At 67.5% G+C, this 12,961-nt stretch carries 10 protein-coding genes; 6 read left to right on the top strand and 4 right to left on the bottom strand.

Annotation, left to right across the window (positions count from 1 at the left end; all coding sequences use genetic code 11):
* On the top strand, positions 1 to 1,597 hold a 1,597-nt coding region (locus BN1313_RS16680), incomplete at its 5' end, for a TonB-dependent receptor (protein WP_176696070.1).
* Between the two features lie 343 nt (positions 1,598 to 1,940).
* Here BN1313_RS16680 and BN1313_RS15855 read toward each other — a convergent pair.
* Positions 1,941 to 3,221, bottom strand: coding sequence for a cytochrome b/b6 domain-containing protein (locus BN1313_RS15855; protein WP_091743282.1), 1,281 nt, complete (start codon positions 3,219 to 3,221; stop codon positions 1,941 to 1,943).
* Positions 3,222 to 3,227: 6 nt separating this feature from the next.
* The gene (locus tag BN1313_RS15850) at positions 3,228 to 3,920 is read right to left on the bottom strand and encodes a YceI family protein (RefSeq protein WP_091743281.1); all 693 of its coding nucleotides are present in this window, start codon (positions 3,918 to 3,920) and stop codon (positions 3,228 to 3,230) included.
* A gap of 58 nt (positions 3,921 to 3,978) precedes the next feature.
* On the opposite strand from BN1313_RS15850, the gene BN1313_RS15845 reads away from it, so the two are divergent.
* The 5 genes from BN1313_RS15845 (at position 3,979) to BN1313_RS15825 (ending at position 6,929) form a co-directional block, all read left to right on the top strand.
* A complete protein-coding gene (locus BN1313_RS15845) occupies positions 3,979 to 4,239 on the top strand; it encodes a hypothetical protein (protein ID WP_091743280.1) in 261 nt (86 codons plus the stop codon).
* Positions 4,211 to 4,312: an acyl-CoA dehydrogenase family protein gene (locus BN1313_RS17145; protein WP_091743279.1), complete on the top strand. Its 102-nt coding sequence runs from the start codon at positions 4,211 to 4,213 to the stop codon at positions 4,310 to 4,312. The genes BN1313_RS15845 and BN1313_RS17145 overlap by 29 nt, the downstream gene beginning before the upstream one ends.
* Positions 4,313 to 4,363: 51 nt before the next feature.
* A complete protein-coding gene (locus BN1313_RS15835) occupies positions 4,364 to 5,164 on the top strand; it encodes a DUF3313 family protein (RefSeq protein WP_091743278.1) in 801 nt (266 codons plus the stop codon).
* A gap of 77 nt (positions 5,165 to 5,241) precedes the next feature.
* Complete coding sequence (locus tag BN1313_RS15830) at positions 5,242 to 6,063, top strand: FkbM family methyltransferase (RefSeq protein ID WP_091743277.1); 822 nt, start codon at positions 5,242 to 5,244, stop codon at positions 6,061 to 6,063.
* Between the two features lie 134 nt (positions 6,064 to 6,197).
* Positions 6,198 to 6,929 (top strand): LuxR C-terminal-related transcriptional regulator, encoded by a 732-nt coding sequence (locus BN1313_RS15825; RefSeq protein WP_176696069.1) that lies wholly within the window; start codon positions 6,198 to 6,200, stop codon positions 6,927 to 6,929.
* On the opposite strand, the gene BN1313_RS15820 is transcribed toward BN1313_RS15825, so the two are convergent.
* Both BN1313_RS15820 and BN1313_RS15815 read right to left on the bottom strand, forming a co-directional pair.
* Positions 6,914 to 9,196, bottom strand: coding sequence for a glycosyltransferase (locus tag BN1313_RS15820; RefSeq protein WP_091743275.1), 2,283 nt, complete (start codon positions 9,194 to 9,196; stop codon positions 6,914 to 6,916). The genes BN1313_RS15825 and BN1313_RS15820 overlap by 16 nt on opposite strands.
* Complete coding sequence (locus tag BN1313_RS15815) at positions 9,193 to 12,960, bottom strand: eCIS core domain-containing protein (RefSeq protein ID WP_091743274.1); 3,768 nt, start codon at positions 12,958 to 12,960, stop codon at positions 9,193 to 9,195. The genes BN1313_RS15820 and BN1313_RS15815 overlap by 4 nt, the downstream gene beginning before the upstream one ends.
* Between the last annotated feature and the right edge of the window lies 1 nt (position 12,961).

Genomic DNA, 12,961 nt, shown 5'->3' with positions numbered 1-12,961 from the left:
CTATTACGCGGTGGCGGTCGCCAACAACAACTGCGCGCCCAACACCCGCTTCACCCTCGGCGCCAGCGCCAACGGCCCGGTCTATACCCCGATCGGCTCGCAAGGCCTGTGCGGACCCGGCAACAGCCAGATCCTGACCCCCACCGAGCCGGGTGTCCGGACCGTCATTCCGCACGTGAACAACAAGTTCAGCAACCTGACCGCGCAGTTCGACTACGACCTGGGTTTTGCGACCCTGACCGTGCTGCCGGCCTATCGCGAAGTGCGCAACGACTACGTCACCTTCCCGGGCGGCGTGTTCAACTCCGCGGCCCGTCGGCCTGAGAAGTCCGACATGCGGTCCTTCGAAGCCCGCCTGGGCAACTCGTCGGAGCGCCTGACCTGGGTCGCCGGTCTCTACATCTTCGACGAACGTCAGAGCGCCATCACCGGCGGCGTGATGTCCTACACGATCCGTAACGGCAACGCGGAGACCTACTACATCTTCCGCAACCAGGCCGAAGCCCTGTTCGGCCAGGCGACGTTCAGCGTCACCGACCAACTGCGCCTGATCGGCGGCCTTCGCTATACGAAGGATCACCGGGCGGTGGACGGCAAGATCTTGCAGTACAGCCTGCTGGGCGGCCAGCCCTGGTTCCCGGCTGGCAACGGCCCGAACTCGGGTCTCTGCTACCTGAAGCCGGATCCGCGCACGCGCGACGTGTTCATCGGCAAGAAGGACTTCACGGCGACGACCGGCAAGGTCGGCCTGGAGTACGACCTGACCGAGCGCAACATGCTGTTCGTCACCTATGCGCTTGGCCAGAAGGCGGGCGGCTTCAACGCCACCTCCGTCCTCGGCGGCGCGCCTGGCGAGGCCTCGTTCTACCGGCCTGAGAAGCTGAACGCCCTGGAAATCGGTTCGCGCAACCGCTTCCTGGACAACGCCCTGCAGGTGAACCTGGAACTGTTCCACTGGACCTACAAGGACAGCCAGCAGAACTTCAACTTCCTGTCGGGCGCTGGCCTGCCGACCAACGGCTACACCAACGCCGGTGAAGCCAAGATGTACGGCGGCGACATCGACGTGACCTGGCGCTTCACGCCCAACGACGTCTTCCATGCGGGCGTGGAGTACAACCACGCCAACTTCGGCAAGTTCGTCTACACCGGCGTGAATGTGAACTCCGCAGCTTCCACCTGCGCGGTCAGCCCTCAGACTGTCCAGCCGGTCCCCGGCCTGACGTTCCAGAACGTCGACTGCTCGGGCCGTCAGTTGATCCGCACCCCGCGTTGGGCCGGCACGGTGGGCTATACGCACACCTTCTTCCTGGAGAACGGCGCGACCATCGATGCGGGCATCAACACCCAGTTCGCCACCCTGCGTTGGGGCGGCGTGGCCTACCTGGATGCGATGAAGCTCAAGGGCTACTTCACCCAGGACGTCAACGTGACCTATCGCGATCCGGCCAAGTGGTCTGTGGGCGCCTTCGTCCGCAACCTCTCGGACGAGCTCGTCTACACCGGCACCGACTCCAACCCGAACTACGCGGGCATGGTCGTGGCCAACATCAGCTCGCCGCGCACCTTCGGCGTGCGGCTCGAGGCCCAGTTCTAAGCCTCCAACACAGCTGACGACTGCGGCCGCGCCCACCAGGGCGCGGCCGTTTTCGTTTGGGCAAGGCGCCGTCAACTACATCAGCGTCCCGAGGGTGATCGGCAGGACGCGATCCCGCTCGCCCGTGGCGTTGTAGCGGCGGCGACGTGGCGCGGCCTCGGACGTAGGGGTAGGTCCCGCGGGCGATCGCACAGCAAGACACGCCTGGTCGTCGCGCAGGCCAACGCCCGCGCCCTTCAGGGTCCAGGTCAGCGGAGCGCCTATGGCGTATTGGAGACGAGCGGTTGTGCTTCGCCTGCTGGTCTGACTTCGTAACGGCGGTCCTGCGGCGCCAGGGGATCGCCTAGTGCGCGGTGACCGAAATCTCGAGGCCGATCATCTTGGATACCCAATCGGCGCTGGGGTCAGAGTAGAGGCCGAGATCCAGAGCCATGCGGTCGAGCTCCAGCGCGCCGGTCACCTTGGCCTGTCCGTCCGTCAGGGTCAGGATGAAAGGCAGGACCACCGGAACGGTCCGGGCCTTCACGCGCAGGGTTCCGGTCGCTTCGTAATGATCGCCGCCAAGGCTGCGGAAGCTCTGCGTTTCGAAGCGGGCGATGGGAAAGGCCTTGGGATTGAGCCATTCCGTTTCGACCAGAGAGCCTTCCTGGGTCGCATCGCCGGTGCGAGCCGAAGCCGTACGCACCAGGACCACGGCTTTCGATCCGGAGAGATTGTCTGGGTCGAACCAGATGTGGCCCTCCCAGTCATCGAACCGGCCGTTGAAGGCTGCCCCGGCGTGGGTCCCGGAGAAGGTGATCGCTGAGCCGGCGCGGTCGACCGTCCAGGCCTTGGCGGTTCCCGGAACGATGGGTTCGGCAGGCGCAGTCGGCGCGGCCTGCGCCGCCTCGGCCCGGGGCGCGCCGCCGGCCGGCGGACTGGCCAGCATCCCGCCGGCGAACAGCAGGACGGCGATCGCGCCGACGCCCGCGGCCATCGCCAGGCGGCCGCCTGAGGCGGCCGGGCCCTCGTCCTTGAGTTCTAGCCAGGGGACCATCGATGGCAGCACATTGTCGCGATTATGGAATTGGTGCTTAAGCGCGGCGGCCACATGCAGGGCGATCAGGCCCGCGGCCCCGAGGGCGAGCGTTGCGTGGGCGCCCATGGCGCTGTAGGCGCCCAGCCTTCGCATCTCGGCCGGCTGGTCGGCGACGAAGCTCAGGTGCGGCACCTGAATGAGGCCGAACCAGACGGTGGCGACGTTCAGCGGCTTGTCGGTGCTGACGGCCCAGCCGCTGGAAACATAGGCCCAGCCGGTGATCGGCAGGGCTAGAAGCAGGGCGTAAAAGGCCCAGTGGGTGGCGCGCGCGCCGAACCGTTCCCAGACCGGCATGTCGGCGGAAAGCGGCGGCGTCGGATGGCTGATCCGCCACGCCAGCCGCAGCAGGGTGAGCCCCAGGATCGTGAAGCCGATCGACTTGTGGAGTTGGTAGGCCTTGAAGGCGGTCTGCTGCCGCGCCGGGTCGGAGATGGCGTCAGCCATCCACCAACCCATGGGCAGCATGGAGAGAACCGCCGCGGCGATCAGCCAGTGCAAGATGATCGCGACGGCCGAATAGCGCGACGAGGCGGCGGTCCTGGCCATCGGGCTTTAGCCTGCGGCGGGGGTGGCTGGCAGTTCCTGCTGGAACTCGGCGTCGAATGAAATCGAGATGTCGTTCATGGGACTCTCCGCCTGGCCGAAGTCGGTGCGCTTGAAGCCGCCTTCGGCATGGACCCCGAACGCGCCTCCCTTCGTGAAGGGATGGGTCGCGGTCTGGCCGACCAGGGTGACGTCCAAGGTCACGGGCTTGGTCACGCCGGCGAAGGTGAGGTCGCCCGTCACCTTGGCGGTCGACGGTCCCGTGCGCTCAACCTTGGTGGAGTTGAAGGTGATGGTCGGGAACTTGGCGCCGGCGGCGAAACGGTCGCTCTTGCCCAATTCCTCGTCCCAGGTCGCATAGCCCGATTTGGCATGGGTGGCCTTGTAGTCGGCCGGGTAGTCGGTGCGGATCGACAGGGGGTCGATGGTCACTGAGACCTTTGAAGCCTCAAGGTTGGCGGGGTCCAGGGTCACCGTCGCGTCGTACCTGGTGAACTTCGCGCGATAGGTCGAGAGGCCCATGTGCGGAACCGACCACTGCAGGTAGGCGTGGTTTGGATCGAGCTTGTAGACCCCAGCGGGGATGGTGAGGTTCACGGTCTCGGCGGCCGTCGCTGGGGGCGCGGCGGCCTTCTCGGCGGGCTTGCCGCATCCGGAGAGGGCGATGACGGCCGCGGCGGCCACCAAGAAGTTACTGTTCAAAGGGCCGTTCCTTTTAGATCGTTACATAGGTCGTGGCCTCTAGAGGTGGGATGATCGCGTGTGCGGTCAAGCTGCGGCCCTTTCCAAAAATTCTCCGCCAAGCGTCAGATCGTCGGGCTGTGATCCGCCGCCCGAGACGCTGGCGGATCTCCACCGCCGCCGCGCCGATGACATCGGCTTCCAAGCCTATCGCGTGGAATCGCCGATGACCTGGGCCGGCCTCGCCGCCTGGATCGACGGGCTGAAAGCGCGCTACGGGGCGAACCTCTTGCGGGACAAGGGCGTGCTCAATGCAGTGGCGCAACGCCAGGCTTTATAGCATCGGCGAGGGGACCAACGAAATTCAGCGCGAGATCATCGCCAAGCGTATGGGTCTGGTGGGACGTCGCTGACAGTCGGCCGCAGCCGCCAAAGCGTTCAAAGAGCAGGCGGAGGTCGAGCAGATGAGAATCCACCGACAGGCAAGCGGACTAGCCGGTCTGGTCTTGACGTGCCTGGGCTTGAACGCCTGCCAGAGCGTGCCGAAGCCGTCTGGATATCTGTCTCGCTACGACACGGTGGGTTCGGCCCAGGCGCCAATGGGCGCGGCGCGCGCGCAACGCCGCGACGACGCGGCCTCTGACAACCTTACGGCTGTGTATATTCAGCCGGCCGTCCTCGCGCTTCAGACTCCCTCAAGGCTGTCCGCTCAGGACCAGGAGAAGGTGCGCGCCGAAGTTGACCGGCAGGTCTGCTTCGAGATCAGCGAGCGTTTCGACGTCCTGGCCGCGCCAGCGCCGGATGCGGGCCTTGTCCGAACCGCCATTGTGCGGATCACCCCGACGGGCCGGTTCGGTTCAGCGGTCAGCGCGGCCGCCGGCTTCTTCATTCCGGCGCCGATCCTGAATGTCCGGACGCCAACCACCACCGGCGGCCTGGCAGCGGAGACTGAGTTGCTGGCGCCGGGCGGCGAGCAAATCGCGGCGCTGCGCTGGTCGCGGACCGCCGAAGTCGTCTCTTCGGTGAACCCGTCGATGTCGCGCGTCGGTGACGCCCTGCAACTGGCCGAGCCCTATGGCGATGCGGTCGGCGACGCCTTCGCCAGCGAAGCCCGCAAGGTTCGCAAGATCGCCGATCCCGACCCCTGCGCGCGCTTCGGCGTTCGCCGCGACATTGGCCGCAGTCTGGCGAGCGGCGTCGTGGGCGTCGGCTCGGGCCTTTACGTCCCGGAGATATCTGGCGCCGGCAAGGCGGCCGTCGATTAGCCCGCCGGAGGCGAGGCGTCGCACCTTGCGCCCGCCGCCTGCGGTCTCCATGGTCAGGCTCTGCCTGGGAAACGCCTATGGATCTGCAGGACGTCGAGGTCGCGAGCGCAAGATTCCGCACCTGCGCGAGCGCTGAGCGCCGACCCTATTGGGACCGCGTGAACGCCGGAGATTGGGAACCGCAGACCTTCCGCATCTTCCACCGCTTTCTCGATCGGTCCCGCGCCTGCGTCGACATCGGCGCCTGGATTGGTCCCACGACCCTCTACGCCGCGAACTTTTGCCCCGTGGTTCACGCCATTGAGCCGGACCCCGTCGCGCGGGCGGAACTGGCCGCCAACCTCGCCGCAAATCCGGGCCTGGCCGCAAAGGTGTCCGTTCACGCGGTGTGCATCGCCCCCGAGCCTGGCGTGCTTCGCCTTTTCGCAGGCGGCATGTACTTCGACGCGAACAGCCGCTTCGGCGACAGCATGTCCGGCATCACCCCGGCCGGCGACGGTGTTGACCAACCCAGCCGCGAGGCGTCGGGCGTGCGGCTGGAGGACTTCCTGGCCGGGCTGGAAGGAGAGCCCGCCGGGTTCATCAAAATGGACGTCGAGGGCGGTGAATATGACCTGATCCCCGGCCGTTGGCGCAGGCTCGCCGAATTCGGCGCGCCGACGGCCTGCATTTCCTTTCACGCCCCGGCCCCGGCCCGGCGCGCGGCTCTGATCGGCGCCTGCCTCGAAGAACTGGCGGGATGCTACCCTTACCTCTACGCCGCCGACGGCCGGCGGTTTGACGCCGCCCAGGCGGTCGCCGCTGTCGCCGACTGGACCGACGACGATCCGGCCAGCGATTTCCGAGCGCTCGACCGCCTGCTCGGCGACGGTCTGGTTTGCGCGCATCAGGCCTGGTGAACGCCTCATTGCGAATCACAAGCGAATGTGAAGCCGCTTGGCCGCGGGGAGCGAGGCTGTGTGCGCTTTGACACTGTTTCGCCCGGGCTAGTGTGATTTTCATGCTGCGCATCCATCGGTCGGGACGGGCGAGCATGGAACAAGACTTCAAACGCGCGGCGGCGCTCGCGGAAGCGCGCGGCTTCTCCGCACCGGCGCCGGGCGTCTTCATTCTCAGTGATGTGCGGCTCTATCGCGAGGGCCTGAGCGCCAGCCTTGGCCGCACCCCTGCGTTGACGGTGCTGGGCGCCGCCCCGCCGGCCGAGGCGGATCTGGCTTCGATCGCGGCCGGCCAGGTGGCCATTCTGCTGCTCGACGCGACGATGGAGGCCGGCCTGCGCTTGCTCCGCCGCCTGAAACTGGAGGCGCCACACGTCAAGGTGGTCGCCGTCTGTGTCTCCGAAGATGAGAACGAGCAACTGGCCTATGTCGAGGCGGGCGTCGCCGGCTACGTCACCCGAGAGGGTTCGATCGACGACGTGGTCGCCGCGGCCCAGCGCTGCCTGCGTGGCGAAGTGACCTGCTCTGACCGCCTCGCCGCACGCCTGTTCGAGCGAGTCGCGACTCTTTCCCGCGATGCGGGCGAACCGATCGATGCGCCAAGCCTGACTCCGCGCGAGCGGGACATCGTCGACCTGATCGACCGCGGCCTGTCGAATAAGGAGATCGCCCGGTCGCTGAAGATCGGCCTGCCAACGGTGAAGAACCACGTTCACCGCGTGCTGGAGAAGCTGAATGTCCGCCGTCGCGGCGAGGCCGCCGCCTGGGCGCGCATCCATCGCCCGACCGGCCGCGCCTTCGCGCCCGAGCTCTACGCCGGGCGCTGAACGCGCGGCATGTAGAAGGCGAGATCCGGGCCGATCGCCTTTGGCGCCGCGCGCTCGGCCCAACCGCCCGTCAGGCCCTGGCTCATGGTGAACCGCCAGGTATTCGCCCCATGGCGGACGTAGACGTAGAGGTCTTCCGCATCGATCGGTTCCAGCCGCGCGCCGCTGTGGACCGCCGCGCGCAGGAAGGCCGCGTCCTCGGCCATTGATGAATCCGGGAAGCGACAACCGCCGGCGAACAGTGCACGCGGAAACGCCTGAGTCCCACCCATGACATCCAACAGGAAGATCCGCCGATGGAAATCGGCGGCGCAACGCCACCATGAGCCCGTCGCCACTTCCAGGAAGGGGGCGTGGCGCAGCGCCGTGATCTGGGCCCGGCCAGCGCGGATCGGCGCTAGCTGGCGAGCGATGCGTTCGAGCCCATGCCAATCATCGTCGTCCCACAGGACGATGTAGTCCCCGCGCGCCATGTCGCAGGCGAGGTTGCGCTTGGCGCCTATGCTCAGGACCCGCTCGCTGCGGACATAGCGGATGCGCGGATCGCAGGGCAGGTCGGCGTCCAGCGGCTCACGGCCGTCGTCGACGATGATCAACTCGCGGTTCGTCCAGGTCTGGCGCTCGAAATAGCGGATCGACTGGAGCGCCCAATCGCGCCGGTTTCCAGTGGGCATGACACAGGAGACCAGGGGCTCCGTGGGGCGTGGAACGGGCGACGCGCGGGAGGCCACCGTGAGGGCGTCGAAACCGCGATGGATCTCGATGTGGTCGGCCGGGGCGAAGTGCGGGCAGTCGTCGCCGCGGCAGTGGTCGGCGTAGTCGGTGCGGTCGCCGCTCAGGCGCAGGCCGCAGAGCCGGTCCTGGTAGCGTTCGCGCGCGGCCTGGAAGCTAAGGCGCTCGACCTCCTGCCGTGCGGGCGTCGCGGCGGCGCGGTGGACGTAGGACGCGCCGGCCCAAACCGCTCGAAAACCGGCGCGGGCGGCGCGGGCGGAATACTCCATCTCCCAGCACGGCCCGCCGCCGAAGCCTTCGTCGGCCGCGCCGATCGCCTCGATCACCTCCCGCCGGACCGCGTAGCAAAAGGCCCCCAGGCCGTGGAGCGGGCCGGCCGGCGTGATCTCGCCCGCGAAGCGGCTGGCGGCGATCTGGGCGGCGCGTACCTGCTGCAAGGCGTTGTCGGCTAGACCGGCGAAGGCGCCTTGGTCGGTCCAGTGGCGATTGGTCGAGGGGCCGGCGAGGCCTACGGCCGGATCGTCGAAGGCGGCCAACAGGCGCGAGAGCCATCCTGGCCCAGGCCGGGCGCCACCCTCCAGGAGGATCAGGACCGCGGCTCTCTGCGTTTGGGCGAGGCGGTTGAAGGCTGCCGCGCCACCCTTGTCTGGGGCATGGACGAAGGTCGCACCGAAGGCCTGGGCCGTGGCCTGTTCTGCGGTCGAAGCGCCAAGCACGGTCACGTCTGCGGTGGCGTCATTGTGGTCACGAAGGGCGCGAAGGGTTGTCGCCAGTTCGATCGCGTCCTCGGCGCCATGGACGCCGATCAAGATTTGGCGGTGGGCGATGGCGACAGCCGGCGCCGGCGTCGGCGCCGGCGATGCTCCAGAGTATCGCGTCCAGTCCTCGCCGATCAGGGCCTGGATTTCGCCGATCCCGCGCGGCGACCACGCCGAGCCCTCTGTTCGTCGGGGGCTGGTGTTGGCGCCATGGACCATGGCGGCGATCAGGCCTGACTCGCCCATGCGCACCGCCTTCACATCGCGGGCGTTCCAGATGAAGTGGGAATCCTCGCCGACCTGTAGGTGTGGGAAGGGGTTCCGGGCCCAGAGCGCACGGCGGTAGGCCATGGAGACGCCGCAGACCCAGGCGGCGTCGCGGCCGGGATAGCGATAGAGCCAGGCTTTCTCGGCCATGGGATCGAAAAACAGAAGGCTCTCCATCCCGCAGAGGTCGGCGTCCGCGCCCTCCAGAGCGGCCAGCTGGCGGCTGATGCGGTCGGCGGCGTACCAGTCGTCGTCGTCCCAGTGGATGATCACCTCGCCGCGAGCGGCCTCGACGCAGGCGTTGCGCTTGGCGCCGGTGGTGCGCCGCCGGGTCTCGCGCAGGTAGCGGATGCGCGGGTCGGCTGGGATCAGGTCGGCGACCGCGTCCTCGCCATCGTCGAGGATCACCAGCTCGCGCTCGGCGTGGTCCTGCCTCAGGAAGTAGTCGATGGCGTGGGGCATGTAGGCCCGCCGATTGGCCGTCGGCATGATGCAGGACACGAGCGTCATACCGCCCTCACCGTCTTGATGATCAGCCAGAAGCTGTCGGCCTTGACCACGGTCTTGGGCTTCTTGATCCGCTCCTTGGCCGCGTCGACCTGGTTCTTGAGCAGCGATCCAGAGGAGCGGTTTTCGCTGTAGCCCAGAGGCCAGAGGTTCTTGAGCTCATTCACCCCGCCGATCTGCATTTCGACCACGTGGTCGCCGTCGAGGCCCTCGCCTCCGTTAATGCGGCTACGGTAACCGAAGGGGGCGAGCGCGGCGTTGATCTTGCCGCCGCCTTGGGTGGAACCCTCCTTGTACTTGCGCGCCATGCCGACCTCGATCTGGTTGTCGGCGGTGATCCCTAAGGTCCCGCTGCTGTCAGGCAGCATCTGCGAGCTCCAGGGGAAGTAACGCCGGATGCGCCGGCCGTCGGCGGCCCAGGCGGCGTCCTCGGCCTTGGTCAGCTTGGCTGAGATGGCGGCCGTGTCGCCAGCGGCCATCTCGCTCTGTTCAATGCGGGTCGCCGACTTCGGCCCGATATAGAGCGGCGCATAGGCGTCGGCGCGACGCTTGGGGTATTCGATCTCGATAGGGTTTTTCTCTGAGCCGACCGGTCCCGTGCCCAGGAGGACGGCGATGTGCGGCGTCATGCCGTCCATGCGCTTCTGCATGGCCGACAGCGCGTCATCGAGGCGCTTCTGTGCGGCTTCCTTCGCGGTGTCGTTAGGTTGGCCTTCCAGGATCGTGGTCGCCGCCTTGGCGATCAGCTTCTTGGCGCCGACATCGGTCATGCCGGCCTCTATGGCGGCGATAGCCACGGCCTGGGCCGAGGTGGGACTTCCCGCCTTGGCTTCGGCGACGAAGGTCGACAGATCCTTCCAGTCGGAGTGGATGCCCAGGACCGGATCGCTGGCGTCGTCGCTGAAGGTCAGGTCGTGCGGCTCGCCATCCTTCACAGGGATGGAGGCCGAGAGCTTCCACCACTTCAGTAGGGCCTGCACGCCGGAGGCCACCAGGTTCACCAGCCCCTGAATCATCGCCTTGATGGCGTCGATCAACCACAGGATCGCGGCGTCCACCCGCGCCCGGATCGCCTCGATGATGTCGCGGATCTTCTGGCCGACGCCGCCCAGGCCGACCTGGTCGGCGAGGAAGCAGATCACCACCGGCATGGCCTTGTGCATGGCGCCTTCAAAGCGCGCCCCGGCCGCGTCGATGGCGCCGTTGGCGACCTCCAGGGCGCCGTCCAGCACCCGCTCGGCCATCTCCAGGATCTGACGGGCCCAGCGCACCGCCGAGACGATCGCCTTGTAGACGCGCCGTAGGACATCGACGACCTCCGACAATCCGCCAGACGCCGCCGCCGCGGCGGCCATAATCGCAATCTCAGTCGCCACCCTGGCGGCGATCCACTCGGCGATGCCTGTGAGGATGTCTGTCCCGAATCCCTTGGCCTGCTGGATGATGCCCTTGGTGTTCTCGGCCGGAGACTTGGAGGTGTCGATGGCGTTGCGCACCCAGTCGACCACCTTGACGAAACGGCGCCAGAACACCTTCAGCTTATCGACCGCCACCTTGTCGAACCGCTTCTTCAAGAGCTCGAAGACGTGGTCCATGGACAGACCCATGATGCTGAGCACGAACTGGAAGACCTGCATCGGGTCGGTCCACTTCGTCGGAAACTGGACGCCCTTTTCCGAGACCTCGGCCAGCAGCCAGCCCTCCAGGCCATAGGCCAGGTGACTCTTGATGTTCTTCCAGAGCAGGCTGAAGCCCTTGCCGATGGCGCGGACGGTGTTCTTGATGAACTCGATCGGCTTAGCGACCACCACATCCCAGGCCGCCTGCGCCTTGGCCCAGACCTTGGCGGCCAGCTCCACCGGCACATTGAAAGCCCGCAGCAGCAGCTGGAAGGTCGCGCGGATGGCGCCCATCAGGTCGCGGTTGTCGAACACCTGCTCGATCAGATTGGTGACGTCGGCCTTGGTCCGGTCCCAGGCGGTCTTGTCCTTCACCAGCTCTCGGAAGAGCTCGATCTGGCGCAGGATCAGCGGGATGATGAAGTCGATGAAGGGGTCGCGGACGCAGGCCGGGATCGCATTCCAGACCTTGCCGAGCAGGTCGCGCTGTAGCGCCCAGACGTCGATCACCACATTGGCGACCTTGCTGAGGAAGGTCAGCACCCGCTGCATGAAGGTCGAGAGCGTCCCGAGCGCAGAGGCCACCACGCCGGCCAGCACCACCAGCTTGCCCGTCGCCCATTCGGCCAGGGCGTTGATCTGGCCGGCCAGCCAGGTCACCGCGGACACCGCGAGCGACAGGACCGTGCCGGCGAGGGCGCCGGCTGCGCCGCTGATCTTGGCGGCGAACTGCTGGATGCTGGCGGCCAGGCTGTTGGCGGCGCCGACCAGGCCGCCGGTCAGGCGGCTGACGTGGCCCAGCATCGCCGGGATTAGGGTGCGCTCCAGATAGACCCGGGCGCGCACGACGGCGTCGCCCTTGCCCCAGTTGGCCTTGATCCAGCTGACCGCCTGGATGACGCCGTAGATCGCCCCGCCCAGGAGAACGATCGGCCCGGCCGGCGACACCATGATCAGGAGGCCGCCGACGACGGCGGCGATGGCCGTCACCTCCTTCTGGTAGGGGGCGAGCTTCTCCTTGATCCAGTCGCCGGCGACGGCGAGCTTGGCCTGCACCCACTGCAGGATGCCGTTCTGGCCTTCCGGTCCGTCGCCGACGCCCAATTTGTTCTTGAACCAGGTCCAGCCCTGGGCGGCGACCCGGCGGATCGGCTCGGCCTTGTTCCAGACCCAGTCGGCGACCTCGGTCACCGCTTTCCATTGGGCCGCGGCATAGGACTTGAGCCACTCCCACACCGGCGCGCCGATGGTGTTCCAGACGCTGGTGAAGAAGCTCTCGATCTTGGCGATCACCGGCTGCACGCGCTCGACGATCGGCTGGATGATGCGGGTGGCGACCTGCTCGATCTTGTCGGCGGCCTCGCGGAAGGGGGTGCAGTCGTTCTTGGCGATCTTGGCTGCGGCGTCCTTGGCCCAGACGACCATGGGCGCAAACTCGGCGGACAACTGCGCGCCGAAGCCGGTGACGGCGCGCACCGGCGCCATCATGGTCTCGAACACCGCCTGGACGCCGGCGGAGACCTTCTCCTTGGCCCAGTCGACGATGCCCTGCGGGCCCTTGCGCAGGATCGGTGCGAGGTCGGGCGCGAACTGGTCGACCATCCGCCAGCCGATGGATTCCGAGAAATCGACGACCCCGCTGGCCACATCGCCCAGCCAGGCCGCACCGTCCTCCAGCAACGACTTGGCCTGGACGGCGGGACCGCTGGTGCGACCCTCGACAGAGAAGGCCGCGCCGCTCGCGGCGGCAGCGGCGGCGGAATCGGCCTCGCGTTCCAGGGCTCCGCCGCCCACGCCCTTTGGCTGCAGCGCCGGGCTGGCCCGCTGCTGGACAACGTGGGCGGCCTCGTGGCCGATCAGCTTGAGGTCGGCCGCGCTCTCGCCCGACGCCAGGTAGATATCGGCGCCGTAGGTGAGCGCGCGTGCGCCATGATCCTCGACCGCCTGGGCGACATCGCCGCCGGTGTGGACCCGCACGGCCTCCAGGCTCACGCCAAAGGACTGCTCAAGCGGCAGGCGGACGGCGGGGGCCAGCGGCGCGCCATGGCCCTTGGCCTGCGCCAGCCGCCGCACGGTGGGACTTTCCCGCGCGGGTGAAGCGGTGGGTTGACGCGCCGGCGTCTTGGCCGCTTGCACCATCCCGGTCATC

This window comes from Phenylobacterium immobile (ATCC 35973), assembly GCF_001375595.1.
GTDB classification, from domain to species: domain Bacteria; phylum Pseudomonadota; class Alphaproteobacteria; order Caulobacterales; family Caulobacteraceae; genus Phenylobacterium; species Phenylobacterium immobile.
The sequence above is the reverse complement of the archived record's forward strand: the minus strand, read 5'-3'. Positions and strand labels throughout refer to the sequence as shown.

What these genes read in the sequence shown, in the direction of transcription:
- BN1313_RS15825 (WP_176696069.1), top strand. Translation starts at nt 6,198, where the DNA reads ATGGAACAAGACTTCAAACGCGCGGCGGCGCTCGCGGAAGCGCGCGGC.
- BN1313_RS15835 (WP_091743278.1), top strand. Translation starts at nt 4,364, where the DNA reads ATGAGAATCCACCGACAGGCAAGCGGACTAGCCGGTCTGGTCTTGACG.
- BN1313_RS15815 (WP_091743274.1), bottom strand. Translation starts at nt 12,960, where the DNA reads ATGACCGGGATGGTGCAAGCGGCCAAGACGCCGGCGCGTCAACCCACC.
- BN1313_RS15830 (WP_091743277.1), top strand. Translation starts at nt 5,242, where the DNA reads ATGGATCTGCAGGACGTCGAGGTCGCGAGCGCAAGATTCCGCACCTGC.
- BN1313_RS15820 (WP_091743275.1), bottom strand. Translation starts at nt 9,196, where the DNA reads ATGACGCTCGTGTCCTGCATCATGCCGACGGCCAATCGGCGGGCCTAC.
- BN1313_RS17145 (WP_091743279.1), top strand. Translation starts at nt 4,211, where the DNA reads ATGCAGTGGCGCAACGCCAGGCTTTATAGCATCGGCGAGGGGACCAAC.
- BN1313_RS15855 (WP_091743282.1), bottom strand. Translation starts at nt 3,221, where the DNA reads ATGGCCAGGACCGCCGCCTCGTCGCGCTATTCGGCCGTCGCGATCATC.